The following is a 26,607-nucleotide window of genomic DNA, read 5'->3' as shown; positions in this document are numbered from 1 at the left end:
TCCATGCTCGTCCCGGCCGGTACGGTGTCGCCCGGGAGCTGATCGAGGGCACGGAGCGCACTTCGCGGGGACGCCTGCCGGGCCGTGCCGGCCGCCGCGGTCTCCGCCGGGGCCGCCGCTCAGACGACGGCTGCGGCGGCGGCTGCTGACCGGATCCCCGTGCCCCGGGGCCTCGTCTCAGGTCCGGGTGCGTGGCGGCGCCGTGCTGTCGCGGACGACCAGGCGGGTGGGGACGAGGTCGGTGCCGGGCCGCGAGGCGCCGCCCTCGCGGATCTGCCGCAGGACGCCCTGGACACAGCGCCGGCCGACCTCGGCGAAATCCTGGTGGACGGTCGTCAACGGTGGCACGAAGCACGAGGCGTCGGGGATGTCGTCGAAGCCGACCACGCTGATGTCGGCGGGAACCGATCGCCCCTGCTCATGAAAGGCGCGCAGCAGGCCGAGGGCCATCTGGTCGTTGGAGGCGAACACCGCCGTGCAGCCGGGTTCGCCGGCCAGCGCCAGCCCGGCGGCGTAGCCCGACCCGGCCGACCAGTCGCCGTGCAACGGTGGGGGCACCGGGCGTCCGGCCTCCTCCAGGGCCAGGCGCCACGCCTGCGCGCGGCGCTGGCTCGCGAAGGACGTCTCCGGGCCGGTGACGTGCCAGACCGTCTCATGGCCCAGGCCGAGGAGGTGGCGTACGGCGAGCCGGGCGCCTTCGGCCTGGTCGGTGTCGACGACGCTGTAACGGTCTCCGGCGTCGGAGTCCACGACGACGACGTGGACTCCGGGAGGAAGCGTCACGGTGCCGGCGTCGAGCAGGTGGATCTCGATGATGACGATGACGGCGTCGACGGCCAGCTCGCCCATCCGCGTGAAGGCGCCCAGCACGTTGTCCTGCGTGGGAACGCCGATGGGGATCAGCGTGATCGCGTACCCCTCGGCCGCGGCGTGGGTCGCGATCGCCTCCACGGTGCGGCTGTTGCCGGTCGACGCGAGCCCGAAGAGGATCACGCCGATCGTGTTGAACTGCCCGTAGCGCAGCGCCCGGGCGGCGCTGTTGGGCCGGTAGCCCAGCTCGCGCATCGCCGCGAGCACCTGCTCGCGGGTCGCGCCGACGACGCCGGGATGGCCGTTGGCGACCCTGGAGACCGTCTGGGACGAGACGCCCGCGAGCCTGGCCACGTCGGCCATGGAGACCCGCTGCTTGCGGCGCCCGCCCGGGATGCCCGAGCCGCCCCGCTGCGCACCGCCGATCGGCGCCGGGACCTGCCGGGCCGGGCCGTCCGGATCCATTCCTGTGTCGCTCCCGCCTGCTCGCCCCGTCGCCGGAGATCGTACGCCGCGATCCGACCGGGTGTGACGTGGGCGAGCCTTGACCTCTCAATGGACGGGTGCCACCATACCGCAGCAGAAGTTTACGTAAACATAACCCTGGCGACTCGAGAGATCACCCTCCGCAACAACCGAGCCGTGCTCGTTCGCTCGCGATGTTCACGTAAACATGCTCGTGATGTTCACGTGAACAGGAGAGTCACGGCCGGTAACCACACCGCGGAGAGGAGCGAGCCGGTGGTCTCGGAAGGGTATTCGCATGGTCGGGGGGCCATGACCGGCAGACGCCGGTCATGGATCGGGTGGCGGTTCGCAGGGCCGTTCATGGCGGTCTTCGCCCTGGTCTTCCTGGCCCCGATCGCGTACTCCGTCTACCTGAGCCTGTTCCGCACCCGGCTCATCGGGGGGACGTCCTTCGTCGGCGCCGACAACTACCTGAAGGCGCTGCAGGACCCGCAGTTCTGGTCGGCGTTCGGGCGCGTCGCGCTCTTCCTGGTCGTCCAGGTGCCGATCATGCTGTTCCTCGCACTGCTGGTCGCGCTGGCGATCGACAGCGGCAGGCTGTACGGCTCGGCGTTCTTCCGGATCTCGGTGTTCCTGCCGTACGCGGTGCCCGCGGTCGTCGCCACGCTGATGTGGGGCTTCATGTACGGCACCAGGTTCGGCCTGATCGGCAACCTCAACGAGGCGTTCGGGGTCTCACTGCCCGATCCGCTGTCGCCCGACCTGGTCCTCGCGTCCATCGGCAACATCGTGACGTGGGAATTCGTGGGTTACAACATGCTGATCCTCTACTCGGCGCTGAAGGTGGTGAACCCCTCGCTGTACGAGGCCGCCGCGCTCGACGGGGCCGGCCAGCTCCGGATCATCTGGGCGATCAAGCTTCCCGCCCTGCGCGGCGCGCTGCTGATCGCCACGATCTTCTCGATCATCGGCAGCTTCCAGCTGTTCAACGAGCCGAGCATCCTCAAGACGATCGCGCCGAACTCGGTCACCACCTACTTCACGCCGAACTACTACGCCTACTCGCTGTCCTTCAACGGGCAGCAGTTCAACTACTCGGCGACGGTCGCCATCGTCATGGGGATCATCACGATGATCGTCGCCTACATCGTCCAGCTGCGCGGCATGCGGAAGGCGGTCTGAACCATGGCGACCTCCACTCCCACCGCCGACCGGGCGCCTCGCCACAAGACCGGCCCCGGCCCTCTGGTGATCAAGCGCCGCCGGTCCCCGCGCGGCCCCCGCAACGCGACGCTCACCGTCCTGACCGCGCTCATGCTCGTCTACACGCTGCTCCCCCTGGTGTGGCTGGTGATCAACGCCACCAAGACCCAGGAGGGGCTGCTGGGCTCGTCCGGCCTGTGGTTCGACGACGACTTCGCCCTGTTCGACAACATCGGCGCGGCCTTCACCTACAACGACGGGATCTTCCTCCGCTGGCTGCTCAACACCCTGTTGTACGTGGTCGCCGGGGCGGGCGGCGCGACCCTGCTCGCGGCACTCGCCGGCTACGGGCTGGCGAAGTTCGACTTCCCCGGCAAGAAGGCGGTGTTCGCCGTGGTGATCGGGGCGGTGGCGGTGCCCGGCACCGCGCTGGCCGTCCCCACGTTCCTGATGTTCGCCAAGATGGGCCTGACCGACACCCCGTGGGCGATCATCATCCCGTCGCTGGTCTCGCCGTTCGGCCTCTACCTGATGTGGACCTTCGCCACCGACGCCGTGCCCAAGGAGATCCTGGAGTCGGCGCGGGTGGACGGCTCGGGCGAGTTCCGCACCTTCTTCCGCATCAGCCTGCCGCTGCTGGCCCCCGGCCTGGTCACGGTCCTGCTGTTCAACGTGGTCGCGACCTGGAACAACTACTTCCTGCCGCTGATCATGCTGAAGGACCCGAGCTGGTATCCGCTCACCGTCGGCCTCAAGGAATGGAACCAGCAGGCCCTCACGGCGGGCGGCGAGGCCGTCTTCAACCTCGTGATCACCGGATCGCTGCTCACGATCGTCCCGCTGATCGTGGCGTTCCTGCTGCTCCAGCGTTACTGGCAGTCGGGCCTGGCCGCCGGAAGCGTCAAGGAGTGACCGGACAAGGAACGACCGCTCCCACCGACGTCTCTCCCCGGACAACTCAGAAAGGCATATCCCATGGCGATAACCCGTCGTCACGCCCTCCTCGTGGGCGCGGCCCTGACCGTGTCGCTCACCGCCGGGGCCTGCGGCTCCGGCGACGACGCCTCCTCCTCGGCCGCCGACGCGCCCGCCGCGCCCGCGGCGTCCGCGGCCGTTTCCGACGCCGACATCCAGAAGGCGCTCGACACCGGCGGCTCCATCACCGTCTGGGCCTGGGAGCCGACGCTCAAGCAGGTCGTCGCGGACTTCCAGGCCAAGTATCCGAAGGTGAAGGTCAACCTGGTCAACGCCGGCACCGGCAACGACCAGTACACCGCCCTGCAGAACGCGATCAAGGCCGGATCCGGAGTGCCGGATGTGGCCCAGGTGGAGTACTACGCCCTGCCGCAGTTCGCCCTCGCCAAGTCGGTCGCCGACCTCAGTGCCCTGGGCGCCGGCAAGCTCGACGGCACCTTCACCCCCGGCCCGTGGAGCTCGGTCCACATGGGCAACGGCATCTACGGCCTGCCCATGGACTCCGGCCCGATGGCGCTGTTCTACAACAAGGAGGTCTTCGACAAGTACGACCTCAAGGTGCCCACCACCTGGGACGAGTTCGCGGCCGACGCCGAGAAGCTGCACAAGGCGAACCCGAAGGCGTACATCACCAACGACACCGGTGACGCCGGCTTCACCACCAGCATGATCTGGCAGGCGGGCGGCAAGCCGTACACGGTCGACGGCACCACGGTCGGGATCGACTTCGCCGAGCCGGGCACGCAGAAGTTCACCGCCACCTGGCAGAAGCTGATCGACGGCAAGCTGCTCGCGCCGGTCACCAGCTGGAGCGACGAGTGGTACAAGGGCCTCGGTGACGGCAGCATCGCCACCCTGGTCATCGGCGCCTGGATGCCCGCCAACCTCGAGTCCGGGGTCGAGGCCGGTAAGGGCAAGTGGCAGGTCGCGCCCATGCCGCAGTGGGAGGCCGGTGGCAGGGCCACCGCCGAGAACGGCGGCAGCTCGCTGGCGATCCCCGAGGCCGGCGCCAACAAGAACCTCGCCTACGCGTTCCTGAAGTACGCGAACGTCGACGAGGGAGTGCAGACCCGGGTCGACGGCGGCGCCTTCCCCGCCACCACCGCCCAGCTGCAGGACCCGAAGTTCCAGGACAAGGAGTTCCCCTACTTCGGCGGCCAGAAAGTCAACCAGGTGCTCGCCGAGTCCGCCTCCCAGGTCGTGAGCGGCTGGTCCTACCTGCCCTTCCAGGTCTACGCCAACAGCATCTTCAACGACACGGTCGGCAAGGCGTACACCTCCTCGGCCACTCTGCAGGACGGACTGAAGGCCTGGCAGGACGCCTCCCTGAAGTACGGCGAGGAGCAGGGCTTCACCGTCAAGTAGTCAGGTTCCCGTTCGTCCCCGGCGTATGCTCGCCGCCCATGTTCACGTGACCATCTCCGAGTTGAAGCAGGAGTCCTTGTGCGATCCGACCACGGCCACCGGTGGCTGCGCTGGCCGTCCGACCCCGGACGGGCCCGCCTGGGGTTCGGGGCCGACTACAACCCCGAGCAGTGGCCCCGGGAGGTCTGGGACGAGGACATGCGCGCGATGCGGGCGGCCGGGGTGAACATCGTCTCCTTGGCCATCTTCTCGTGGGCCCGGATCCAGCCGGGCGAGGACGTGTGGGACTTCGGCTGGCTCGACGAGGCGATGGACCTGCTGCACGCCCACGGCATCGCGGTCGACCTGGCCACGGCGACGGCCTCGCCGCCGCCGTGGCTGACGGCGAAGCACCCGGAGATCCTCCCCGTGGACGAGAAGGGCCACACGCTGTGGCCGGGCGCGCGGCAGCACTGGCGGCCCACCTCGCCCGTCTTCCGGGAGCACGCGCTGCGGCTGACCCGGGCCCTCGCCGAGCGGTACGGCGGCCACCCCGCTCTCGCCGCCTGGCACGTCTCCAACGAGCTCGGCTGCCACAACGTGTACGACTTCTCCGACGACGCCGCGGCCGCCTTCCGTGAGTGGCTGCGGGCACGGTACGGCACGCTTGACGAGCTGAACCGCGCCTGGGCGACCTCGTTCTGGTCCCAGCGCTACGGCGACTGGTCGCAGATCCTGCCGCCGCGCCTGGCGGCCTCCTACCCCAACCCCACCCAGCAACTGGACTTCAAGCGGTTCTCCTCGGACGCGCTCAAGGACCACCTGCGCGCCGAACGCGACATCCTGCGCGAGCTGACCCCGGACGTCCCCGTGACCACGAACTTCATGGTGATGGGCGAGACCAAGGGCATGGACTACGCCGACTGGGCCGGCGAGGTCGACTTCGTCTCCAACGACCACTACCTGCTGACCGGCCCCCAGGCCCAGGACGAGCTGTCCTTCTCGGCCAACCTCACCGGCTCGCTCGCCGGCGGCCTGCCGTGGTTCCTGATGGAGCACTCCACCAGCGCGGTCAACTGGCAGCCGGTCAACCTCGCCAAGAAGCCCGGCGGCCTCGCCCACGACTCGCTCACCCACGTCGCCTACGGCGCCGACGCCGTCTGCTTCTTCCAGTGGCGGCAGTCGGCGGGCGGGGCCGAGAAGTACCACTCGGCGATGGTCCCCCACGCGGGCACCGACAGTGACGTGTTCCGGTCGGTCGCCGAGCTGGGCGCCACGCTGGCCGCCCTCGCACCGGTCGCGGGCAGCCGGCGGCGCCGCGCCTCCGTGGCCGTCGTGTTCGACTGGGACTCGTGGTGGGCCGGCGAGCTCGACTCCCATCCCACCTCGCTGCTGCGCTACCGCCAGGAGGCCCTCGACTGGTACACCGCGTTCCTCGACGCGGGCGTCCGGGTGGACGTGGTCGACGTGGACGACGACCTCAGCGGCTACCGGCTGCTCGTGGCACCGATCCTGCACGTCGTGCCCGCCGCGCTCACGCGCAGGTTGGAGGACTACGTCGCCTCAGGCGGGCACCTCGTCACCACCTACTTCTCCGGCATCGTCGACGAGGACGACCACGTGTGGCTCGGCGGCTACCCCGGGGCCCTGCGCGACCTGCTCGGCATCCGCGTCGAGGAGTTCGGGCCCCTGCTGGACGGCGAGGCCGTCGACCTCGACGTCGGCGTGTCCGGCACCCTGTGGACCGACCGGATCGACCTCACCGACCCGGCGACCGAGGTCGTGGCGACGTACAAGTCCGGCGACCACGCGGGACGCCCCGCCGTCACGACGCGCCGCACGGGAGCGGGATCGGCGTCGTACGTCTCCACCCGGCTCGGTTCGGAAGGCCTCGGTGTCGTCCTCCCCCGCCTGCTGGACGTCGCCGGGGTCTCCTCGGAGCTGCCGCCCGAGGCCCGCGGCCTGGTCGACGTCGCCGTCCGCACCGACGGAACCGGCGAGTACTGGTTCCTGATCAACCGTACGGACCGGCACGTCGACCTGTCCGCGATCCCCGGCGAGCCCCTCCGCGGACCCGCCCTGGCCCCGGACACGACCCTGGCCCCCCGGCAGGTCCGCGTCCTGCGGCGGCCCCGCCCATAGCGCGGCCGTCACCGGCTGGCGCCGTCCCCTCCGCCGGGAGAAGATGACGGGGCGACGAGGGCCGGGCGCCGCACGCGCGGTCCGTCGTCCTCGCACCGACGATCACGTCAGCGGGTCGTTCCTGGGAGAGGCGCATGGGAGAAGTCGTCATCGTCGGAGGCGGCCCCACCGGGTTGTGGCTCGCGGCGGAGTTACGTCTCGCGGGGGTCGAGGTCACGGTCCTGGAGAGGCGGGCGGAACGCGACCCGCACTCCAAGGGCTTCACGATCCACCCCCGCACGATGGAGCTGTGGGCCTCGCGCGGCGTCGGCGAGTCGTTCGTCACGCAGGGCAGGCGGGTGCCGGACTCGCACTTCGGTCTTCTCGGCCACCGGATGGACTACGGGACGCTCGACACCCCCTTCCCGTACGTCCTTCTGCTCGCGCAGCCGAAGGTCGAGGAGCTGATGGAGGGCTACGCCCGCGACCTGGGGGTGGACGTCCGGCGAGGGCACGCCTTCACCGCGTTCGCCCAGGAGACGGACCGGGTCGTGGTGCGGGCCGAGGGCCCGGAAGGGCCCTTCACCATGGAGACGGCGTTCCTGGTCGGCTGTGACGGAGCGGGCAGCGCGGTCCGCTCGGCCGCCGGGATCGATTTCCCGGGAACCGCCTCCACCGCGTACGCCTGGGTCGCCGACGTGACGCTCGACGATCCTCCGGCGGTGCCGTACTTCCAGAAGACCAACGAGGCCGGCCAGGTGCTGGTCGTGCCCATCGGCCCCGGCCTCCACCGGGTGGCGGGCGTCGACGGCGCCGGTGTCCTCGGGCGCGGGGGCCGGCCCGCGGACAAGGACCTGCGCGCCTGGCTCGTGGCCGTCGCCGGCACCGATTTCGGCCTGCGCGACCCCGTGTGGGTGTCCGGCACGGGATCCGCCTCGTGCCTCGCCGACCGATACCGCAGCGGCCGCGTTCTCCTGGCCGGAGACGCCGCGCACCGCCTGTTCCCCGCCGGGGGCATGGGCCTGAACCTCGGCGTGCAGGACGCGTCGAACCTCGGCTGGAAACTGGCCGCCGCGGTGCGGGGGTGGGCTCCCGGAGGTCTGCTGGACACCTACCACGCGGAAAGGCACCCGGTGGGTGCGGCCACGCTGCGGCTGACCCGGGGGCAGACCGCGCTCATGACGACGTTCACGCCCGAGAATCTCGCCCTGCGGTCGGTCCTGGACGACGCCATCGCGCGGGTGCCGGAGTTCTCCCGCTTCCTGGCGGAACAGATCTCCGGCGTCGGCGTGTCGTACGGGCGGGACGCCGGTGATCATCCGCTCGTGGGGACCCGGGCCCCCGACCTGCGGCTGTCCGGCGGGCGGGGGCTGTTCGCGCTGCTCGCCCCCGGATGCTACGTGTTCCTCGACCTCACGGGGGCGGGCCGCGCCCTCCCCGGCCGGGCGACCGCGTCCCCGGAACCGCCCACGCCGCCGGGCTTGGCCGTGTGCGTGGACGGGCCGGTCGGGTCCCGGCCCGACTGGCGGCTGGTCCGCGCCGCGCTCATCCGCCCGGACGGGCACGTCGCCTGGGCCTCGGAGGAGGAGGAGGAGGACGACGCGGCGCTGCGGTCCGCGGCGGCCACGGCCCTCGCCGCCACGGCACGCGCCGGGAGACCGGACTGACCGCCTTCCCGGGTGGGCGCCCCTCGGCGGCGTCTCCGGAAGCACCCAGGAGAGCCCCAGGAAACCCCAGGAAACCTCGGAGAGCGGGGACGAGGTGACCCACCCGTCAGAACGGAGGCCCGCCCGCAGCGGCCGGACGACTCGGGGAAGGCGCGGTCAGCGGGGCGCGCCGGTGACGACGGCGAACACGCCGCGGACCTCGGTGCCGTCCGGCAGCCGCCAACCGGCCGTGAGGTGCCCCAAGGCGTCGGCGGCGTCGGCTTCGCCGGGCCGCAGAACGCGGGTCACGCGCATGGTCAGCCGTCCGCCCCGGCCGCCGTCCACTGCACCGTCCACTGCACCGGCCACTGCAGCGGCCACTGCAGCGGCCACTGCACCGGCGACTGGGCCGCCCGCTGCGCCGTCCGCTGTGAGGGTGCCCAGGACGATGTCGGTGGCGTGCGGCGCCTCGGCCACGGCCGTCAGCCGGATCGGGCCCGGCGCCGCCGCTCCCGTGAAGTTCACGGTGACCGAGGGGTCGGGGGTGTCGCTCACGTTCTGGTCCTGCGCCTCGATGTCGCCCTGGAACAAAGCGTGAAGCTGCGCGACGAGGACCGGATCGTGCGTGCCGTCGTAGGCCCACCGCCGTCCCAGGACACCGTGCTCCATCGTCCCGACGAGGGCGTGATCGGCTCCCTCCAGCGGCGCTCCCCGGTAGGTGAGCGGCACCTGGTAGGACACCGGCGTTTCGCCGGACACGTCGGTGACCACCATGAACTCCATGCCGACTTCACCCTGCGGGTCGTCGAGGCGGAAGCCGCCCGCCTTCGTCAGCTCCGGCCGCCCGTTGCCCTCGTACCAGGGCTGAGCAGGAAGCCACGACGTGAGCAGCTCCAGTTTGCCGGGCGCCAAGGTGGTGTGATGGATGACAGCCATTACCGTGAAGCCCCTCTGTCGGCGTCCCGTCACCTGTTTTCCCCGGCGCGGCCGCCCCGGGGCCGATCATCGTCTCATACGGTTGGTGGCGATGATGCCGACGGACACCGGCGCGGTGACCATGGCCGCGCCGAACGGGCTCAGGCCCAGACGCTGCTGCAGGTAGATCGCCGTCACGTACATGACGCCCGTGACGGTGCCGAAGAACAGCGCGCCGAAGACCAGACCGGCCACGAAGCCGCGGTTGCCGAACAGCGACCGTTCCAGCAGCGGCCTGCTGGTGCGTGCCTGCTGCCATGCGAACGCGGCCAGCGCGACGGCGCCGGCGACCGTGCCGACGAGTGCCCGGGCGGTCCACTCGCTCGTGCCGCCGTCGACCATTCCGGCGAGGAGCAGTCCGAGACCCGCCATCAAGGTGAAGGCCGCGCCCGGACGGATGCGGATCGACGCGTCGCCGCCGAAGGGCGGGATGACTTTCAGCCCCGCCACGAGCATCAGCACTCCGAACAGGACGTTGAGGAGGAACACCGAGCGCCAGGACAGGCCGAACGGGTCGAGCTCGATCAGCAGCCCTGCGACCACCGGGCCGCTGATCGACGACACCGCGAGCAGGGGCCCGAACAGGCCGAACAGCATGCCCATCGACTCACGGGGGATCACCCGCACCAGCAGGACGAACCCCTGCGGGATGAGCAGGCCGCCGAACACCCCCTGTCCGATGCGGAAGGCCACGAGTTCGAGCGGCGTGGCGGCCAGGGCGTCCGCGAGCGAGCAGACGGTGAACCCGGCCAGCCCGATGAGGAACAGCCGCCGGCAACCGAACCGGTCCCCAGGCGGCCGCCGACGATCATGAGGGAGCCCATCGCGAGCGTGTAGCTCGCGCCGAGCCAGGGAGCAAGTGACCAGGAGGCGCCGAGGTCCCGCACGATGGTGGGGGCGGCCACGTTGGTCACCGTGGTGCTCAGCAGGTCGAGCACATCGGCGGCGACCACGAGCAGGAAGATCGCCCACGCGCGTGGGGACAGGGTCGAGGACAGGGCAGGGCAGACTCTCCGCTGAGAGATCCAGACAGCCGTCGCTGAGGCTGTCGTGCCGGCCCACGAGCACCTCGTGCTGTACCGCGAGCGACCGTAGGACCCGCGCCGCTCGGCGGGCCGGGCGTGCTCCTCGGGTCAGCGCGCGAGCGCCGCTTTCCGGGGCAGCAGAGGATGGTCGAGCGCATGGATCTCCTGCTCCAGCCCGGCCGGCAGGCTGCCTCTCCCCTCGTTGTGGTGGTAGGCCAGGCCGGTGACCAGGGCGTTGCGGTAGTACTCGTCCAGATCCACGTAACGCCCCAGGGCGCCCGGACGCGGCAGCGGCCCGCCGGACAGGCCGCCCGGCCCGCGCCCGCGCGGCGGTGTGAGCCCGCGCAGGCGACGCCGGTCGCGTGCGATCCGGTCGTAGACCGCCTCGCAGGACAGCCCGCGCAGCGCCGGATCGTGGAGCTGTCCCTCGGGCATCTCGCCGACGCCCATCTCGACCAGCCAGCCGTTGACCGCGTAGTCGCAGGCGACCTTCCACAGGTACGGCTCCCGCCGGCCGATCCGCTCGTCGTGCCGCAGCACGGCGCGCAGCATCTCGCGGGCCAGCACGAACCGCCATTCCTCGGCGGTCATCGAGACCAGCGGGTTGACGTACATCTCGCCGGCCTCGGCGTCGGCCACCGCGATGTCCCGGGCGCGCGCGAGGCCGGCGTCCGCCACGATGGTCATGCCCGCCGCCAGCGCCCCCAGCAGCGGGTACGACGACACGAACCAGGTGAGCGCGTGGTCCCACGGCTTCTTCGCCGCGCCGCGAACGCAGTCGTGCACGCCCCCGGCCACTTCGATGGCCGTCGTCGCCGCGGTGCAGACCCCGACCGCGAACTCCTTCTCGTAGTTGCGGGCCTTCGCGGTCTTGACCGTTCCGGCGAAGAAGTCGGGGAAGGCCGGCACGTCGAACTCGTCGGGCACCCCTGACGTGCGCCACAGGCCGGCCAGCGTCCGCTCGTCCTCGGGCGGGAAGGCGGGCGGCAGCGGCTCCGGCGCCCGGCCGATCCCGAGGGTGGTCAGGAACCTGTCCACGCTCAGGCAGCAGGCGGCCAGGTACGCGTGCCGGGGGGCGCGCAGCGGCTGCTCCCGGCGAGGGGTCTCCTCCCCGTACAGGTCGCCGGGCAGGGCCTTGCGCGGGTCCAGGTGCCCGAAGCCCGCGTGCAGCAGGCAGTGCGCGAACACCCACGCCCACTCGCCAGGCTCGGCGCGCCTTCCGGGGTGGTGGTAGACGCTGCCCGCGGGGGTGATGTAGGCCCACCGGTCGTGCGGCAGCTCGCGCTCGTCGGCCGCGTACAGGTAGCCCCCGAGGTGGCGGAACAGCGGGTGGGAGCGCACCTCCTCCCAGCCTCTGAGCGCGGCGTCGCGCCGGCAGGGGTCGTCCTTCTGCGTCCCGCGGGTCACGTCAGCTCCCTACCGCCCGGCGCGGGCGCGGCAGGTCCCGGCCGGGCTCGACCGGCGACGAGCATCCGCCGCAGCCCATCACTACTCCCCGGCGCGGCTCCCGCAGCGGCGGCAGACCGAGGACGACGCCCGGCGCACGATGCCGCCGGAGCCGCTCACGCGGTCGCTCTCTTCTCCACGGCCGCGATCACCTGCGGGGCGACTCGCTCCGTCCAGTCGGCGAGGACCCGGTCGAGGTCGGGGATCTCGGCCTCCAGCAGCGCCAGGCCGGGGGTGGGCACGAGCGCGCCCAGCTCGACCAGCACGGGACGCAGGTGCAGCTCGACCGCCAGGGCGTGCCGGGGAGCGCCCATGACCAGCAGCGGCAGCGCCACCGTCGCGGTCAGCGCGCCGCCGGGAAGGCGGTCGAGGAACGCCTTGAGCAGACCGGTGTAGGTGGCCTTGTACGTGGGGCTGGCGACGACGAGCACCCGTGCTCCGGCGACCAGCTCCAGCGCCACCTCCAGGATGGGCGAGGGGCCGGGGGTGAACAGGTGCGGGCCGATCGCGGACAGGTCCACGACCTCGGGCGGCCCCTCGTGCCCGATGCGGCGCCCCAGTGCCTCGGCCGCCGACACCGCCGCGAGATGGGTCCGGGAACCGCCGCGCGGGTTGCCGACCAGCACCACGAGAGAGCTCACGGCGCCACCACCTCGTAGCCGGGCCCCCGGCGGTGCCGGACGTCCGTGCACGGAGCGGTTCCTCCAGGAGGAGCCGCGGGATGTCCCGGGTCCGGGGCGAGGCCGATCGGCCGGGGTTCGCGAATGGTCAACAGACGGTCCTCCAGATCGGAACGACGTTCGGGCGAAGCGGAGTCGCGGGTCACGGAGAGCTCGGCGCACCGGCCGATGCCCTCACGCGCGTCGCGAGCGGCCGGATCGACCTGGTCAGACGGACGCCCCGGCTCATACCGCCGAACGTACGATCACGGGCCCAGAAAGTCAATATTTCCTACTCGCTTTGAGGAGATATCTCCGCCCTGCGCACACCCGCCCACGGCCCACCACGCCGCCACCACTCCCCCCTTTTCCTGCATTCCCTATTGACTGGATGGGTATTGCCGTCCCACAGTCGTGCCGAGCACTCGCACTACCGAGAGAGGCGTCCGGCGTGAGCAACCAACACCCCCCGACCGTCGGCGAGCACACCCGTGCCGCGATCAACGAGGACTGGGCCGCCACCATCGTGGGTCTCGTCCTCCTCGCGCTGGTCATCACCGGCGTGATCCCGACCGGACTGGTGCCGTGACGAGCGACGAAGCGGCCGTCCCCGCCACCACGAGAGCCACTCCGGGCGCCACAGCGAGAGCCGCGGCGTGGCAGTGGCCCACGCTGGGCGTCCTCGTCGTCCTCGTCCTCGCCGCCGGCACGAGAGCCCTGGAGAAGGGCGTGCCAGAGTGGTTCGCCGGGTCCGATCTGGCCAAGGCCATCGAGTATCCCGTCTACGCGATCGCCCTCGGCCTGCTGGGCAACGCGGTGCTCACCGCGACCGGGCTGCGCGACCGCCTGGCCGGCGGCTTCCGCACCGAGTTCTTCATCAAGACCGGGCTCGTGCTCCTCGGGGCGTCGATCAACCTGAAGGTGATCGCCACGGCGGCCGGTCCCGCGATCGTCCAGGGCATCGTGCTGATCAGCGCGGTGTTCCTGTTCACCTGGTGGCTCGGCGGCCGCCTCGGGCTGGACGACAGGCTGCGGGCGCTGCTGTCGGCCGCGGTGTCCATCTGCGGCGTCAGCGCCGCGATCGCGGCGGCGGGAGCCGTACAGGCCAGGCGCGAGCAGCTCGCCTACAGCGCGAGCCTGGTGATCGCGTTCGCCCTTCCGTCCATCTTCGTCCTCCCGGCGCTGGCCTCCGCCCTGGGGCTGAGCCCGGAGGTGGCGGGCGCCTGGATCGGCGGCAACATCGACACGACGGCGGCGGTCACCGCGGCGGGCACCCTCTCGGGCGAGCACGCGCTGGCCGTCGCGACCATCGTCAAGGTCACTCAGAACGCCCTCATCGGTGTCGTGGTGGTCGCGCTGACCGCCTGGTTCGCCTTCCGCGTCGAGCGCCGTCCCGATGCCGAGCGGCCGGGCGCGGGCGAGCTGTGGCGGCGGTTCCCGAAGTTCGTCCTCGGCTTCGTCGCGGCCTCGGTCGTGACCACCTGGTATCTCACCACGGTCGGCGCGGCCGAGGGCAAGGCGGTCGTCGGCGTCGCCAACGACCTGCGCACCTGGTTCCTCATCCTGGCCTTCGTCAGCATCGGCCTGGAGTTCCGGGTGGCCTCGCTCCGGGAGGCGGGCTGGCGCCCGGTCGTGGTCTTCGCCGCCGCCACCGTGGCCAACGTGGTGCTGGCCCTGGGGCTCGCCACGGTCCTGTTCAGCGGCTTCACCGTCACCTGAACAGCCGGCGCCACCAGGGCCCGCGCCCGTCCTCGTCCTCCTCCGGCGCGGCGTCGTCGTCCGGCAGGTCGTACCAGTGCGTGTCCCCGGGGTAGGGGTCGCGCCGCACACCGGGCGCCTCCGCGGCACCCCTGGGGGCGGGGACGGCGGCCACGGCCAGGTCCACGGATTGCGCACCACGGTCGGAATCGGTCACGGGCTTCATCCTGGCACAGGTTCCCCACACATTCGATATGTAATAAAGGGATTTCCGCTCCGTCCCGGGCGACCTCACGAACGACGCGGTAGCCGCCCCCCTCCCGGCCGGCAGGCCGACGAGGGAGACGGCTGCTACCGCGTCGCCGATCGCGGCGCGGGCGCGACTCGGCGGCCGACCGGGCCTCAGCCGGGGATCTCGGCTGTCACGGTCAGGACCTCGCGGCCGGCGGGGCGGCGCACGCCGGCTGACGTGTGCCGGTCAGCTCGCGACTCCCACCGGCGGCGCGGCCGTCGTCCGGGTCCGCAGTCGTGTCGAACCGGCCGCGAGGACGGCCAGCCCGGCGGCGGTGAGCATCCCGCAGCGAATTTTCAGTATCGCCGCGGGGGCGGACGGCGAGCCGCTCTACGAGGTCCTGACCTGCGGCGTCAGCCGTACCGTCCGGACCGACGCCGACTTCTCGATAACGGTGGACCACGACATCGACGTCGTCACGACGGCCGACACCCTGGTCATCCCCCCGTTCGCGGCCGCGGGAGTGGACCCCTCGGGTTGGCTGCCGGCGCCGGTCGCCGATGCCCTGGCCCGTCTTCGCCCCGGCGTGCGACTGGTGTCCATCTGCACCGCGGCCTTCGTCCTGGCCGCGGCCGGCCTGCTCGACGGCCGGCCCGCGACCACGCACCCCCGTGGCGGGAGGGCGGCCAGGCGCAGTACGTCGAACGGCCCGTCCCGACGACGGCCGACCTGTCCACGTCGGCCACCCGGGCATGGGCCCTCGAGAACCTGCACCGACCGCTCTCTCTTCAGGAGCTGGCCGGACATGCCCGGATGAGCGTGCGCACCTTCACCCGCCGCTTCCGCGAGGAGGTCGGCATGCCCCCGGGCCAGTGGCTCATCCGGCAACGTGTCGAACTCGCCCGCCATCTGCTGGAGAGCACCGACCTGCCCGTGGACCGGATCGCCGCCGAGGCCGGGTTCGGCACCGGCGCCTCCCTCCGTCAGCACCTCACCGCCGCGCTGGGCGTCTCCCCCACGGCATATCGCCAGACCTTCCGGGTCGTCGAGTCCGTGGCCTGAAGGGTCCGGCCGACGCGGCGGCGACGCGGGTGGACGTGCCGGCGTGATCGGCCGGCGGGGCCCCGTCCGCGGGGTTCCAAGCCGGTGCCCCCGCACGGTCAGACCCCGCACATTCAGACCCCCGCCGGCACCCCGGTGGCCTCGGCCCGGGCGGTGTCCAGCGCCCTGCGGGCGTAGGCCCGGACGTCGGCGTCGGAGTCGCCGAGAGCATCCCGCAGGGCCGCGGTCACCTCGGGCCGCACCGCCCACGCGGACAGCGTGAGGACCGCGGCCTTGCGCACGTCGAGGTGCGGATCGGCCAGCGCCGCCACCAGCGGTCCAGCCGCGAGGGCCGGGCCTGCGGCCGCCAGTCCCCGTGCCGCGCCCACTCTCACCTGCCAGGCGGGATCGGCCAGGGCCCGTACGACCGTCTCCGCGAGGACCGGTTCCGCCTGGAGAGCCGGCCCGAGCCCGGCGAACGCCTCCAGCGCCGCCGCCCGGACGAGGAGGTCTGCGTCGGCGGCCAGGCGCGCGACGGCGGGGGCGCCAGCCGGCAGGCCGACGACGCCGAGCCCCCTGGCCGCCCACACGCGCACCTCGCGGTCCTCGTCGCCGGCGGCGAGCGCCACCCGCTCCGCGTCGTCGAGCGCGACCAGGCCCCTGACCGCCTCGATCCGCACCCGCGTGTCGGCGTCGGCGAGCGCCGCCTCGAACAACGCGGCGTCACCGAGGCGCAGCGCCCGCAGGACGTCCAGAACGGCCGCACGGACGAGCGGATCCCCCGCCGCCCCGGCCCCCACTCCATACGCCGCCACTGCACCGGCATCCACTCCACCGGCCGCTTCCTCTCCGTAACCGGCGGCCGCGCGGAGCGACGCGCCGAACTCGGCGGTCGCGGGCAACACCTCCACGAGCTCCCGCAGGCCGGTGGCGGCGGCGCGGCGCACCGTGCCGTGGGGGTCGGCGAGGGCCCGGACCAGCGCGGTCTCCACGCCCCGGGGCGCGGTCTCGGTCAGCGTCGCCACGGCGGCCCTGCGCACCTTGGGGTCGGCGTCCGCCAGGTAGGGAGTGATCTGGTCCAGCGCCGGCTCGCCGTCGGCGAGCCGCAGGAGTTCGAGGATGCGGGGCGAGCGCCCGATCGCCTCCACCGCGAGCCGCCCGCCCGCCCTGCGCCGCGCCGTACCGGCCTGGCCGCCCGCCGTGCCGTACGCGCCGAGCAGGACGGGCTCGGCCGGGCGGGGAGCGAATCCCTCGACCGGCACGAGATAGGGCTCGACCGGGCGCTTGACGAACTCCATCGCCCCGGCGGCGTTCTTACGCAGGTTGAGGTGGTAGAGCCACTCGTCGTCGTCCCGGCGGGGCAGGTCGGCGCGGTCGTGGTAGAGACCCCACCTGCTCTCGGTGCGGACCAGCGAGGACCTGGCCGCCATCTCGGCGCAGTCTCTGATGAACGTCACCTCGGCGCAGCGCATCAGCTCGTGCGGGGTTCTCGCGCCCATGGCCGCGATCTCCTCGCGCATCCGCTCGAACGTCTCCAGCGCGATGTCCAGCTTCCTTGCGGTCTTCGGCGGAGCGACGTAGTCGTTGACGAACCGGCGCAGTTTGTACTCCACCTGCGGCTGCGGCGGGCCGTCCGGGTTGCGCAGCGGGCGGTAGACCAGCTCGTGCGCGTCGGCGATCTGGTCCTCCGGCAGACCGCCCGGCGTCCGGTGATGCTCGGCGGCGTGGGCGCCGGCGAGGTCGCCGAACACGAACGCGCCGATCATGTAGTTGTGCGGCACGCAGGCCAGGTCGCCCGCGGCGTACAGGCCGGGGACCGTGGTGGCGCCGTTCTCGTCCACCCAGACGCCCGAGGCCGAGTGGCCGCCGCACAGGCCGATCTCGGAGATGTGCATCTCGACGTCGTGGGTGCGGTAGTCGTGCCCGCGTCCCGCGTGGAAGGTGCCGCGGGTGGGGCGCTCGGTGGTGTGCAGGATGTTCTCGAGCGCGGTGAGCGTCTCGCCGGGCAGGTGACTGGTCTTGAGATAGATCGGGCCGCGGGCCGAGGCGATCTCCCTGGCGACCTCGGCCATCATCTGGCCGGACCAGTAGTCGCAGTCGACGAACCGCTCCCCCTCGGCGTTGACCTGGTAGCCCCCGAAGGGGTTGGCGACGTACGCGCAGGCCGGGCCGTTGTAGTCCTTTATCAGCGGGTTGATCTGGAAACACTCGATGCCGCTGAGCTCGGCCCCCGCGTGGTAGGCCATCGCGTACCCGTCGCCGGCGTTGGTCGGGTTCTCGTACGTGCCGTACAGGTAGCCGCTGGCGGGCAGGCCGAGCCGCCCGCACGCGCCGGTGGCGAGGATCACGGCGCCGGCGGCGACGGTGACGAAGCGGCCCGAGCGGGTGTCGAACCCGGCGACGCCGACGGCCCGGCCCTCGCTGGTCAGCACGCGGACCGGCATCACCCGGTTCTCGATGCGCACCTTCTCGCGGATGTCGCGGCGGCGCAGCACCCGGTAGAGGACCTTCTTGACGTCCTTGCCCTCCGGCATGGGCAGGACGTAGCTGCCCGAGCGGTGGACCCGGCGCACCGCGTACTCACCGTGCTCGTTCTTCTCGAACTTCACGCCGTAGCGCTCCAGCCGCCGGACCATGTCGTAGCCGCGGGTGGCGGTCTGGTGGACGGTGCGCTGGTTGACCACCCCGTCGTTGGCTCTGGTGATCTCGGCGACGTAGTCCTCGGGGGTGGCCTTGCCGGGGATGACCGCGTTGTTCACGCCGTCCATGCCCATCGCCAGCGCGCCGCTGTGCCGCACGTGCGCCTTCTCCAGCAGGATCACGTCGGCGCCGCGCTCGGCGGCGGTGATCGCGGCCATGGTCCCGGCGGTGCCGCCGCCGACCACCAGGACCTGGCATTCCAGATGCGTACGGTCCGCCGGGGCAGGGATGTCCATGTTCACAGCTCCTCGATGATGCGGGCGCGCAGCGCGGCGCGGTCGATGTCGGGGGTGCGCGGGTCCGGCACGCGCAGGACGGTCGCGATGCCGCCGTGTCCGGTGCGGCCGTGTGCGCCGTGATGTCCGAGCACGACGACCCGGTCGGCGAGCAGCAGCGCCTCGTCCACGTCGTGGGTGACGAAGACGACGGTGGAGAGGGTGTCGCGGAGCACGTCCAGCAGCAGGCGCTGCATCCCGGCCCTGGTCTGCGCGTCCAGCGCGCCGAAGGGCTCGTCCATGAGCACGGCGCGCGGCGCGCCCGCCAGTGACCTGGCGAGCTGCACGCGCTGCCGCATGCCTCCGGACAGCTCCCGGGGCAGCCGGTCCTCGCAGCCGGCGAGGCCGACGCGGGCGATCCAGCTCGCCGCGGCCGTCCCGCGCTCCCGCCTCGGCACGCCGCGGATGCGCAGCGGCAGCTCGACGTTGCGCCGGACGGTGCGCCAGGGCAGCAGCGCGTCGTCCTGGAAGACCATCGCACGGTCGGGCGACGGCCCGGTGACGGGGACGCCCTCGGCCAGGACCCGGCCGGCGCGTGGCGCCAGCAGTCCCGCGATCGCCCGCAGCACGGTGGATTTGCCCGACCCGGACGGTCCCACGATCACCAGGACCTCACCGGGGGCGATGTCGAGATGCAGATCCTCCAGCACGGCCTGCCGCCCGTAGCCGAGCGAGACGCCCTCCAGCCGGATCGCGAGCCCGGCGTCCGCGCGTGCGGTCTCGACGGCCGATCCGGCGGCACCCGCGCTCATCGGGCGGTCCCTTCCCCGCGAGGCAGCCATCGGGTGAGGCGCCGGCCGAGCAGTTCGATGGATGCCGAGGTGACCCAGCCGAGCACGCCGATCGACGCCATGCCGACCAGCACCGCCGGGTAGTCGACCACGGTGTAGGCGTGCCAGGTCCGGTAGCCGACGCCGAACTCGCCGGAGATCATCTCGGCGGAGATCACGCAGATCCAGGCGACGCCCATGCCGACCGACAGCCCGCCGAAGACGCCCGGCAGCGTGCCCGGGAGGACGACGTTCCACAGCACGTGCGCGCGCCCGCCTCCCATGGTGCGGACCGCGTCCTCCCACAGCGTCGGCAGCGCGCGTACGGCGTGCCGCGTGCTCACCATGATCGGGAAGAACGCGGCGGCGAACGTGATGAACACGATGCCCTGCTCGTCGGTGGGGAACACCAGGATCGCGATCGGCACGAGGGCGATCGCCGGGATCGGCCGGACGACCTCGACGGGCGGCAGCAGCAGGTCGCCGATCCACCGGGACCGCGCGACCAGGACGCCCAGGGCGATGCCGGCGACGGCCGCCAGCGCGAACCCGGTGAGGATGCGGATCATGCTCTGGGCCAGGTCGAGATAGTAGATCCGGGTGCCGAGCTGCCGGCCGAACTCCGCCGCGACCTCGGCGGGCGAGGGCAGCCGGTCGAACCGCAGTCCGAGGCGGGCGTCCGCGGTCGTCAGCCACTGCCACAGCGCGACGACGACCGCCAGGGAGCCGAGCCTGACCGCCCATCTGCGCAGGCCGGCCGCCGTCCTCGTCCGGCCCGTCGCCGCGGCGGCGTCCGCGCTCGCGGCGGCGGGGGCGTTGGGAGCGAGGGCCGCGTCCAGCGCCGGGGTGCTCATCGCGACGCACCTCCCCCCGCCGCCGCCTTCAGCTCTCCCCCCGCCGCCTTCAGCTCTCCCGCCGCGGCCTTCAGCGCCTCGTCGTAGCCGACGATCTCCGCCCGGGGGTGCTCCTTCACGTACGCCTGCGCGCCGTCGCGGGTGGTGAAAGGCTCGAACCGCTCGTTTTCACCGGCCGAAGGGTCGCGCACCCAGACCGATCTGTCCGCGAACCAGTGCGTCCCCGTGGCCGCGTCGGGCACGTAGGCGGCCCGTACGGTCCGGCCGCCCGAGATGGCGGCGGCGATCTGGCGCAGCAGGCAGGCGGGGGTGGCCGCGGGGCGGAGCCGGTCCTCCCCGGCCAGCCAGAGCTCGCCGGCCTTCGCCGGGTCACTCACGGCGGTCCCGCAGGCCTCGTCGGTCCCGCCGATCTTCGCGGCGTTGGCGGTGCTCGCGGTGCCGGCGTCGTAGGAGGCGCCGTACGCCTCCCTGAGGTAGGAGTCGTTCGCGAACCTCGCCACGTCGACGCCGTTGAAATCGGCGCCGATCGACTTCAGATACTTCTGGTCGTGGTCGAGGGCGGCCAGCAGGCGCGGCTTCATCGTGACGTCGAACGAGGCGATGCCGTCACGGCCGTTGTAGAGGTAGACGACCTCCGGCGGCAGGCCGGTGGCCGTGGCGACCGCCTCGGCCGCCTCCACGGGATGTTCGTGGAGGTAGTTCGTCGCGTCGATCTGCGCCTGGAGGAACGCCCGGACCACGTCGGGGTGCTCCTTCGCGTACGCCTGCCGTACGACGACGCCGTGGAACGTCGGCACGCCGAGCGCCGAGCCGTCGTAGACGAGCCTGGCCTGGTTCTTGAAGACGAGCAGTCCCGGCCAGGCCACGAACTGGGCGTATCCCTGCACGTTGCCCGACTGCAGCGCGGAGGCGCCCACCGGCGGCTGCTGGTTCACGACCTCCACGTCGGTGGCGGGGTCGAGTCCGGCCCGTTCCAGGGCCTGGACCAGCGTGCCGTGCCCGGCCGACCCCGAGCTGGCCGAGACCTTCTTCCCCTTCAGATCGGCCAGCGTCCGCACGTCCGACGACGGGGGCACGACGACCGAGTTCAGCCCGCCGCGCAGGTTGTAGCCGGTCACCGAGACGAGCTCGGTCCGCGCGGCGGGCAGGCCCTGGGTGCGGGAGGCGTTGATGAGGAGCGGGTAGTCGCCCATCGACCCGATGTCGATCTTCCCGGCCACCATCTTGGCGGTGATCGGGGCGCCGGTGTCGTAGTCCTGCCACTCGACCCGGTATCCGTCGCCGAGGCGCTTTTCGAGGTAGCCGAGACCGCGCAGCAGCGTCCCGGCCGTCACCGTGTTGATGGTCTTCGACTGGTATCCGACGACGACCGTCCGCCTGCCGTCGTCGGCGCCCGCGGACACCGAGCAGCCGGCCGCGGCCAGCAGCGCCACGGCGGCGATGAGCTTACGCATGGGGGTGTCCTTCTATCGCAGCAGGTAGGGGATGTTCACCGTGACCGCGTCGGCGGGGCACCGGTCGGCGCAGGGGCCGCAATACCAGCACTCGTCCACGTGCATGTACGCCTTGCCGCTCACCTCGTGGATGGCCAGCGAGTCGAGCGGGCACACGTCCACGCACAGCGTGCAGCCTTCGATGCACAGCGATTCGTCGATCGTGACCGGCACGTCGGAGCGGCTATTGACCAGGGTCATCGGTGTTCCTCCAGAGATGGCCACGCATGGTGAGGCGGTCGCCGCGGAACCTGACGAACTCCAGGTCGACCGGGCGGCCGTCGGACAGGTGGGTGAGGCGTTCGACCATCAGCAGCGCCGCGCCGCGTGGCGCGTCGAGCACGGCCGCGGTGTGGGCGTCGGCGTTCACGGCCTCGATCGTGAGCTCGGCCACGCCGAGCGGCTGGCCCGCGATCCGTTCCAGCAGCACGAACACGTCGTTGTGCACGAGATCGGCGTCGAAGAGCGGCTCCCCCACCTCACGGACGAGGTAGGTCAGGTCGAGCGAGAGCGGCAGCCCGTTGAGCCTGCGCAGCCGCTCCACGTAGACGACGGACTCGCCCGGCGGCAGCCCGAGCCGCCCCCGGACGGCGGCCGGAGGCGGGATCAGCCCCATCGCCCGGACCTCGTTGGTGACCTCGCCGTGCTCCCTGAGTGTCTCGGCGAGGCCGAGCAGCCGGTGCAGGCCGTGCGGGTACTTCTCCGCGGCCACCGTCGTGCCGACTCCCGGGCACCGCTCGATGAGGCCCTCGTCGCGCAGCAGGTCCAGGGCGTCTCTGATCGTGTTGCGGGAGGTCCCGAACTCCCGCGCGAGGGCGGACTCGAGCGGCAGGTGACCGCCGCCGAAACCGCCGTGCACGACCTCCCGCCGCAGCAGGTCGGCGACCTGGCGGGCCCTGTCCGCCCGGCGCCGTCTCGCGTCCGCCAACTCCATGAGGCCAAAGACTATCTTCCAGGTAGGAATACCTGGATAACGGCGGGATTACGCCACTCCGGCCGGTCGCCGGACGCGTTCGACCTGCCGGTTCACGCGGATCCGGCCGACAACCGCCACCCCGGAGCGGGGGTCGACCGCTGGTTCCGGGCCACGAGATCGTCGGCATCGTCACCGAGGTCGGCGCCGCCGTCACCCGGCACCAGGTGGGCGACCGCGTCGGAGTGGGCTCGGCATCGACCCGGCGGCCGCGGCGCCGCTGCTGTGCGCCGGCATCACCACCTACTCGCCGCTGCGCCACCGGGGGCCCGGCCCGGGCAAGAGGGTCGCCGTCGTCGGCCTCGGCGGGCTGGGCCACATGGCCGTCAAGATGACGCTGGACTTCTGCGCGGAGCACGGCATCGGCGCCGACATCGAGCTGATCTCGGCGGATCGGATCAACGAGGCCTACCAGCGCGTCCTGGCCTCCGATGTCCGCTACCGCTTCGTCATCGACGCCGCCACCCTCGGCTGACCCGACGCCGACGCCGTGAGGCCCGTGAAGGGCACGGACGGGTTCGAGGCCGAGCCGATCGCCTCGGACCCGTCGGGCCTGCCGTGAGAACCCGCGCGCGTGGTCAATCCTTGCCGTGCCCCGGGTTCCGGCGCGCGACGTACAGGCGATCGCCCTCCGGTCCGGTCCACTCCAGCCGTACGACCCCCGGCACGGCGGCGTCGCCGATGCGCGACGGGTCGGCCCAGTAGCCGGCGTTGGGGTTGCGGAAGAACGTCGCCCACAACTGGCCGCTGCGGTCCACGAAGATGTTGTTGTGCCCGGCGCCGACGCCCAGGGTCCACCGCTTGGAGTACGGCCCCTCGAACTTGTCCGCGACGGCGATGATCGCGTCGTACTGGTACTGCACGCGGCCCGCGGCCGCCGTGTCGTAGGCGTACCGCGTGCTGCCGTCGGCGTTGACCGACGAGCGGTCCCACGCGGCGTGGACGAGGTAGTACTTGCCTCCGTACTTGAACACGTACGCACCTTCGAGGTACGGCTCGGGCGCGTAGGGCGTCTGCTGGAACGTCGGCAGGTTCGTCGTCGGGACGATGTCCTCCATGTCATCCCGGAACTTCGCGTACAGGTTGTTGTGCAGCACGAGCCACGCCTCGTCGCCCTCGCTGTAGAGGCCGCCGTCGATGTGGTGGTAGGCGCCGGGCTTGATGAAGGCGGGCCCGCCGATGAAGGAGTCGCCGAAGGGCTTGTCGTGGTTGCCCTGGACCAGCCGGTACGGGCCCTCCACGCCGCCCTCGCTCACGAGCATGAACGAGCCGACCTTCTGGGAGTGGTCGCCCATGCACGCGACGATGTACCACTTGCCGCGGAAGTAGTGCACCTCGGGCGCCCAGGCGTTGCCGCGCTTGCCGAACTGGTCGTCGTACCAGTACTCCTGCCACGGAGCGACGACCGTGCGCCCGGGCCGGTTCTCGCCGGCGAACTCGGGCGACCACACCTTGCCCTTCTCGGCGTCCGGCCGGATGCCGGTGGTGTCGGCCAGCCGCCACGGCCCGTGCAGGGACGGCGCCGTCCACACGAAGATGCCGTCGTTCCACGGGCCGGCCGCTGCGAGGCCGGGCACCCGGGTGGTGCCCGTGGCGACGTAGACCGGACGCCCGCCGACGTCGAAGCAGTTGACATAGGTGTCGCGCATCCAGACCCGGCCGAGCTCCTCGTCGCGGGGGCGCGGCTCCAGCGGGAGGATGAAGGAGTTGTCGTCACGCGGCCACAGGTCCACCCGCGTGTCCGCCAGGCCGTAGGGCTCGAGCTCGGGCCAGTTCGACGGGTACCGCCCCTTCGGCGCGCCCCCGTTCGGCAGCTCCTTCGGCTCCGCGTGCGCGGCGGCCGCGGGCAGCGCCGCCGCTCCCAGCAGGCCCGCGACACCGGCCAGTACGGACCGCCGGCCGACGTACAACCCGTTATCGGAATCAGTCATCAGTCACGTCCTCCCACGTGTCCAGGACGCAGGTCGCCCTGCCGGGAGGAAACGGTAGTGGGACCTATTCCGACAGTGAACAGACGGCAGAAAGGTTCTTTCCGGTCGCGCCAATGGCGGCGGCACCAGGCGCCACAGGAGGTGTCCCCGCACCTCGCCCGGCCCGCATCCGGCCGGTACGGCGCCGGGAGCGCGTGATCACGACGGTCCGGAAACGGCCTTCCGCCGGTCGATGACTCCGTCGCCATTTCCCGCACGGAATATCCCGCGCCCGGATATCCCGGCCCGGATATCCGGCATCGGAAAAGCGCCCGCCGGGACACGAGAACAGCCGGGCGTTTCGGCCGCCGAATTGCTTGCCACGCCGATCCGTCTTTTCGTCGGCGATGACGGCGCGCGTCTTCTTCGGGGGTTCGAGGCCGTCCGCGGTCATGCGCCCGGGTGCGCACCGCCGGCCGGCCGCGGGAGCGGCAGTTCGAGTTCGAGTTCGTGACGCAGCGGGATGCCGTCCAGCCCGATCTCGGGAATCGAGGGCTTCAGCGCGCGCGACCGCGCGACCGCGTCGCGGTGTACGGCGACGAGGTCGAAGCCGTACCTCTGGTAGAAACGCAGCGCCCGCAGATTGTCGTTGGTCGTGATGAGCCACAGCCGGACGGCGCCGGCCTCGCGCGCCGCCCGGGCGACGGCGTCGACGAGGGCCGTGCCCACACCGACGCCCTCGTTCAGGGAGTCGAGCGTGACGAGTTCGCACTCCCGGCCGTCGAGCCGGTAGGTGGCGACCCCCGCGGGGCGCCCGTCGAGGTGGGCGACGAACGTGGGCAGTGCGGTGGTGTCGTGGGCGACGCCCCGGCTGACGGACACGACCCCGCCCCACCGCTCGACGAACAGGTCCCGGACCCACGCGTGCTCGTCGGCGGCGAGCGGCCGTACGGTCAGGGAGCGCGCCGCGCCGCGATCGATCGATGTCATGCGTTCACCCTCGCAGACCGTGAACAGGCCAGGAAAGCGCCGAGAACACGTTGCGGCGGACGACCGCGGCGCGGAACGCTCTCCGGCGTGACGATGCACGCCGGTCAGCTGACGGTGTCGCGGGAGACGGTGCGCACCCTGGTGGATGACCAGTTCCCGCAGTGGCGGAGCCTGCCCGTCACGGCCGTCGCCACCCGGGGGACGGTCAACGCCGTCTTCCGCGTCGGCGACCGCCTCGCGGCCCGGTTCCCGCTGCGGCCCGGCCCGGCCGGCGAGGTGCGGCGCCGGCTGGAGTCGGAAGCGGAGGCGGCCCGCGAGCTGGCGGGGAGCACCCGCTTTCCCACGCCCGAGCCGGTCGCGCTCGGCGAGCCCGGCGCGGGATACCCGCTTCCGTGGGCGGTGCAGACGTGGCTGCCCGGCACCGTGGCGGACGACGAGGATCCGGGCGAATCGATCGCGTTCGCCCATGACCTCGCCGACCTCATCACCGATTTGCGGGCGGCCGGCACGCGCGGCCGCACGTTCGCCGGCACGGGCCGGGGAGGCGACCTGCGCTCCCACGACGCCTGGATGGAGACCTGCTTCGAGCGCAGCGAACGGCTCCTGGACGTTCCCCGGCTGCGCCGGATGTGGGACGAGCTCCGCGTCCTGCCGCGCGAGGCGGCCGACGTGATGTGCCACGGCGATCTCATTCCCGGCAACGTGCTCGTGTCCGCCGGCCGGCTGGCGGGGATCCTCGACGCCGGCGGCTTCGGGCCGGCCGATCCCGCTCTCGACCTCGTGAGCGCCTGGCACCTGCTGGAGGCGGGGCCGCGCCGGGCGCTCCGCCTCGACCTGAAGTGCGACGACCTGGAGTGGGAGCGGGGCAAGGCGTGGGCCTTCGAACAGGCGATGGGACTCGTCTGGTACTACCTCGACACCAACCCCGCCATGGCCCGGATGGGCCGGCGCACGCTGGAACGCATCCTGGCGGACGGCGGGCCCGCCTGAGCTCACTGA

Annotated in this window: 24 protein-coding genes and 1 pseudogene; 11 read left to right on the top strand and 14 right to left on the bottom strand. The window is 72.2% G+C overall.

The features are described from left to right. Positions 1 to 177 precede the first annotated feature (177 nt). Entirely contained in the window at positions 178 to 1,275 is a 1,098-nt protein-coding gene (locus ACQPZZ_RS17555) for a LacI family DNA-binding transcriptional regulator (RefSeq protein ID WP_432933325.1), read from the bottom strand. 312 nt (positions 1,276 to 1,587) lie between these two features. Between ACQPZZ_RS17555 and ACQPZZ_RS17550 the strand changes: the two genes are divergently transcribed. The 5 genes from ACQPZZ_RS17550 (at position 1,588) to ACQPZZ_RS17530 (ending at position 8,588) form a co-directional block, all read left to right on the top strand. Continuing rightward, positions 1,588 to 2,460 (top strand): carbohydrate ABC transporter permease, encoded by an 873-nt coding sequence (locus tag ACQPZZ_RS17550; protein ID WP_432933323.1) that lies wholly within the window; start codon positions 1,588 to 1,590, stop codon positions 2,458 to 2,460. A gap of 3 nt (positions 2,461 to 2,463) precedes the next feature. Further along, positions 2,464 to 3,393 (top strand): carbohydrate ABC transporter permease, encoded by a 930-nt coding sequence (locus ACQPZZ_RS17545; protein WP_432933321.1) that lies wholly within the window; start codon positions 2,464 to 2,466, stop codon positions 3,391 to 3,393. Between the two features lie 63 nt (positions 3,394 to 3,456). After that, complete coding sequence (locus ACQPZZ_RS17540) at positions 3,457 to 4,821, top strand: ABC transporter substrate-binding protein (protein ID WP_432933319.1); 1,365 nt, start codon at positions 3,457 to 3,459, stop codon at positions 4,819 to 4,821. 78 nt (positions 4,822 to 4,899) lie between these two features. Further along, complete coding sequence (locus ACQPZZ_RS17535) at positions 4,900 to 6,942, top strand: beta-galactosidase (protein WP_432933317.1); 2,043 nt, start codon at positions 4,900 to 4,902, stop codon at positions 6,940 to 6,942. 101 nt (positions 6,943 to 7,043) lie between these two features. Continuing rightward, positions 7,044 to 8,588: an FAD-dependent monooxygenase gene (locus tag ACQPZZ_RS17530; RefSeq protein WP_432934428.1), complete on the top strand. Its 1,545-nt coding sequence runs from the start codon at positions 7,044 to 7,046 to the stop codon at positions 8,586 to 8,588. 156 nt (positions 8,589 to 8,744) lie between these two features. Here ACQPZZ_RS17530 and ACQPZZ_RS17525 read toward each other — a convergent pair whose 3' ends face one another. From ACQPZZ_RS17525 to ACQPZZ_RS17510, 4 genes are all read right to left on the bottom strand, one after another. After that, on the bottom strand, positions 8,745 to 9,503 hold the full coding sequence (locus ACQPZZ_RS17525) for a maltokinase N-terminal cap-like domain-containing protein (protein ID WP_432933315.1): 759 nt from the start codon (positions 9,501 to 9,503) through the stop codon (positions 8,745 to 8,747). Positions 9,504 to 9,569: 66 nt separating this feature from the next. Continuing rightward, positions 9,570 to 10,514, bottom strand: coding sequence for an MFS transporter (locus ACQPZZ_RS17520; protein ID WP_432933313.1), 945 nt, complete (start codon positions 10,512 to 10,514; stop codon positions 9,570 to 9,572). Positions 10,515 to 10,675: 161 nt separating this feature from the next. Next, entirely contained in the window at positions 10,676 to 11,974 is a 1,299-nt protein-coding gene (locus ACQPZZ_RS17515) for a DUF2201 family putative metallopeptidase (RefSeq protein WP_432933311.1), read from the bottom strand. Positions 11,975 to 12,129: 155 nt separating this feature from the next. Next, on the bottom strand, positions 12,130 to 12,654 hold the full coding sequence (locus tag ACQPZZ_RS17510) for an NADPH-dependent FMN reductase (protein ID WP_432933309.1): 525 nt from the start codon (positions 12,652 to 12,654) through the stop codon (positions 12,130 to 12,132). Between the two features lie 469 nt (positions 12,655 to 13,123). On the opposite strand from ACQPZZ_RS17510, the gene ACQPZZ_RS17505 reads away from it, so the two are divergent. Beyond that, on the top strand, positions 13,124 to 13,261 hold the full coding sequence (locus tag ACQPZZ_RS17505; RefSeq protein ID WP_363642703.1) for a hypothetical protein: 138 nt from the start codon (positions 13,124 to 13,126) through the stop codon (positions 13,259 to 13,261). Then, on the top strand, positions 13,258 to 14,391 hold the full coding sequence (locus ACQPZZ_RS17500) for a YeiH family protein (RefSeq protein WP_432933307.1): 1,134 nt from the start codon (positions 13,258 to 13,260) through the stop codon (positions 14,389 to 14,391). Before ACQPZZ_RS17505 ends, ACQPZZ_RS17500 begins: the two co-directional genes overlap by 4 nt. Here the strand turns inward: ACQPZZ_RS17500 and ACQPZZ_RS17495 are convergent. Then, positions 14,384 to 14,587: a hypothetical protein gene (locus ACQPZZ_RS17495; protein ID WP_363642707.1), complete on the bottom strand. Its 204-nt coding sequence runs from the start codon at positions 14,585 to 14,587 to the stop codon at positions 14,384 to 14,386. The genes ACQPZZ_RS17500 and ACQPZZ_RS17495 overlap by 8 nt on opposite strands. Before the next feature lie 349 nt (positions 14,588 to 14,936). On the opposite strand from ACQPZZ_RS17495, the gene ACQPZZ_RS17490 reads away from it, so the two are divergent. Both ACQPZZ_RS17490 and ACQPZZ_RS17485 read left to right on the top strand, forming a co-directional pair. After that, positions 14,937 to 15,419 (top strand): DJ-1/PfpI family protein, encoded by a 483-nt coding sequence (locus ACQPZZ_RS17490; RefSeq protein WP_432933305.1) that lies wholly within the window; start codon positions 14,937 to 14,939, stop codon positions 15,417 to 15,419. Beyond that, on the top strand, positions 15,416 to 15,664 hold the full coding sequence (locus ACQPZZ_RS17485; RefSeq protein ID WP_432933303.1) for a helix-turn-helix domain-containing protein: 249 nt from the start codon (positions 15,416 to 15,418) through the stop codon (positions 15,662 to 15,664). Before ACQPZZ_RS17490 ends, ACQPZZ_RS17485 begins: the two co-directional genes overlap by 4 nt. A gap of 113 nt (positions 15,665 to 15,777) precedes the next feature. Here ACQPZZ_RS17485 and ACQPZZ_RS17480 read toward each other — a convergent pair whose 3' ends face one another. From ACQPZZ_RS17480 to ACQPZZ_RS17455, 6 genes are read right to left on the bottom strand one after another with little or no spacing between them, the layout of a single operon-like run. Next, entirely contained in the window at positions 15,778 to 18,579 is a 2,802-nt protein-coding gene (locus tag ACQPZZ_RS17480) for a fumarate reductase/succinate dehydrogenase flavoprotein subunit (protein WP_432933301.1), read from the bottom strand. 2 nt (positions 18,580 to 18,581) lie between these two features. Continuing rightward, on the bottom strand, positions 18,582 to 19,370 hold the full coding sequence (locus ACQPZZ_RS17475) for an ABC transporter ATP-binding protein (protein ID WP_432933299.1): 789 nt from the start codon (positions 19,368 to 19,370) through the stop codon (positions 18,582 to 18,584). After that, a complete protein-coding gene (locus tag ACQPZZ_RS17470; protein ID WP_432933297.1) occupies positions 19,367 to 20,242 on the bottom strand; it encodes an ABC transporter permease in 876 nt (291 codons plus the stop codon). The genes ACQPZZ_RS17475 and ACQPZZ_RS17470 overlap by 4 nt, the downstream gene beginning before the upstream one ends. Further along, positions 20,239 to 21,696 carry an ABC transporter substrate-binding protein gene (locus tag ACQPZZ_RS17465; protein ID WP_432933295.1) on the bottom strand — a complete coding sequence of 486 codons (1,458 nt, stop codon included), beginning with the start codon at positions 21,694 to 21,696 and terminating at the stop codon, positions 20,239 to 20,241. Before ACQPZZ_RS17465 ends, ACQPZZ_RS17470 begins: the two co-directional genes overlap by 4 nt. Positions 21,697 to 21,708: 12 nt before the next feature. Beyond that, complete coding sequence (locus ACQPZZ_RS17460) at positions 21,709 to 21,936, bottom strand: indolepyruvate ferredoxin oxidoreductase subunit alpha (RefSeq protein WP_432933293.1); 228 nt, start codon at positions 21,934 to 21,936, stop codon at positions 21,709 to 21,711. Then, positions 21,920 to 22,669 (bottom strand): GntR family transcriptional regulator, encoded by a 750-nt coding sequence (locus tag ACQPZZ_RS17455; protein WP_432933291.1) that lies wholly within the window; start codon positions 22,667 to 22,669, stop codon positions 21,920 to 21,922. The genes ACQPZZ_RS17460 and ACQPZZ_RS17455 overlap by 17 nt, the downstream gene beginning before the upstream one ends. A 137-nt stretch (positions 22,670 to 22,806) precedes the next feature. Between ACQPZZ_RS17455 and ACQPZZ_RS17450 the strand changes: the two are divergent. Next, positions 22,807 to 23,183 (top strand): annotated as a pseudogene (locus ACQPZZ_RS17450) (alcohol dehydrogenase catalytic domain-containing protein); the annotation flags it as partial. 103 nt (positions 23,184 to 23,286) lie between these two features. On the opposite strand, the gene ACQPZZ_RS17445 reads toward ACQPZZ_RS17450, so the two are convergent. Both ACQPZZ_RS17445 and ACQPZZ_RS17440 read right to left on the bottom strand, forming a co-directional pair. Beyond that, on the bottom strand, positions 23,287 to 24,639 hold the full coding sequence (locus ACQPZZ_RS17445) for a family 43 glycosylhydrolase (protein WP_432933289.1): 1,353 nt from the start codon (positions 24,637 to 24,639) through the stop codon (positions 23,287 to 23,289). Between the two features lie 429 nt (positions 24,640 to 25,068). Further along, on the bottom strand, positions 25,069 to 25,608 hold the full coding sequence (locus ACQPZZ_RS17440) for a GNAT family N-acetyltransferase (RefSeq protein ID WP_432933287.1): 540 nt from the start codon (positions 25,606 to 25,608) through the stop codon (positions 25,069 to 25,071). A 93-nt stretch (positions 25,609 to 25,701) separates the two neighbouring features. Between ACQPZZ_RS17440 and ACQPZZ_RS17435 the strand changes: the two genes are divergently transcribed. Beyond that, positions 25,702 to 26,598: an aminoglycoside phosphotransferase family protein gene (locus tag ACQPZZ_RS17435; protein WP_432934426.1), complete on the top strand. Its 897-nt coding sequence runs from the start codon at positions 25,702 to 25,704 to the stop codon at positions 26,596 to 26,598. Positions 26,599 to 26,607: the final 9 nt, after the last annotated feature.

It is taken from the genome of Microbispora sp. CA-135349 (assembly GCF_050947365.1).
GTDB lineage: Bacteria > Actinomycetota > Actinomycetes > Streptosporangiales > Streptosporangiaceae > Microbispora.
This window is presented reverse-complemented; position numbering and strand designations above follow the sequence as displayed.

Bases quoted from the DNA above. Each gene is read 5' to 3' on its own strand.
- ACQPZZ_RS17445 (WP_432933289.1), bottom strand. From the start codon at position 24,639: ATGACTGATTCCGATAACGGGTTGTACGTCGGCCGGCGGTCCGTACTG.
- ACQPZZ_RS17480 (WP_432933301.1), bottom strand. From the start codon at position 18,579: ATGGACATCCCTGCCCCGGCGGACCGTACGCATCTGGAATGCCAGGTC.
- ACQPZZ_RS17540 (WP_432933319.1), top strand. From the start codon at position 3,457: ATGGCGATAACCCGTCGTCACGCCCTCCTCGTGGGCGCGGCCCTGACC.
- ACQPZZ_RS17470 (WP_432933297.1), bottom strand. From the start codon at position 20,242: ATGAGCACCCCGGCGCTGGACGCGGCCCTCGCTCCCAACGCCCCCGCC.
- ACQPZZ_RS17545 (WP_432933321.1), top strand. From the start codon at position 2,464: ATGGCGACCTCCACTCCCACCGCCGACCGGGCGCCTCGCCACAAGACC.
- ACQPZZ_RS17465 (WP_432933295.1), bottom strand. From the start codon at position 21,696: ATGCGTAAGCTCATCGCCGCCGTGGCGCTGCTGGCCGCGGCCGGCTGC.
- ACQPZZ_RS17435 (WP_432934426.1), top strand. From the start codon at position 25,702: ATGCACGCCGGTCAGCTGACGGTGTCGCGGGAGACGGTGCGCACCCTG.
- ACQPZZ_RS17550 (WP_432933323.1), top strand. From the start codon at position 1,588: ATGACCGGCAGACGCCGGTCATGGATCGGGTGGCGGTTCGCAGGGCCG.
- ACQPZZ_RS17555 (WP_432933325.1), bottom strand. From the start codon at position 1,275: ATGGATCCGGACGGCCCGGCCCGGCAGGTCCCGGCGCCGATCGGCGGT.
- ACQPZZ_RS17485 (WP_432933303.1), top strand. From the start codon at position 15,416: ATGAGCGTGCGCACCTTCACCCGCCGCTTCCGCGAGGAGGTCGGCATG.
- ACQPZZ_RS17455 (WP_432933291.1), bottom strand. From the start codon at position 22,669: ATGGAGTTGGCGGACGCGAGACGGCGCCGGGCGGACAGGGCCCGCCAG.
- ACQPZZ_RS17440 (WP_432933287.1), bottom strand. From the start codon at position 25,608: ATGACATCGATCGATCGCGGCGCGGCGCGCTCCCTGACCGTACGGCCG.
- ACQPZZ_RS17475 (WP_432933299.1), bottom strand. From the start codon at position 19,370: ATGAGCGCGGGTGCCGCCGGATCGGCCGTCGAGACCGCACGCGCGGAC.
- ACQPZZ_RS17460 (WP_432933293.1), bottom strand. From the start codon at position 21,936: ATGACCCTGGTCAATAGCCGCTCCGACGTGCCGGTCACGATCGACGAA.
- ACQPZZ_RS17525 (WP_432933315.1), bottom strand. From the start codon at position 9,503: ATGGCTGTCATCCATCACACCACCTTGGCGCCCGGCAAACTGGAGCTG.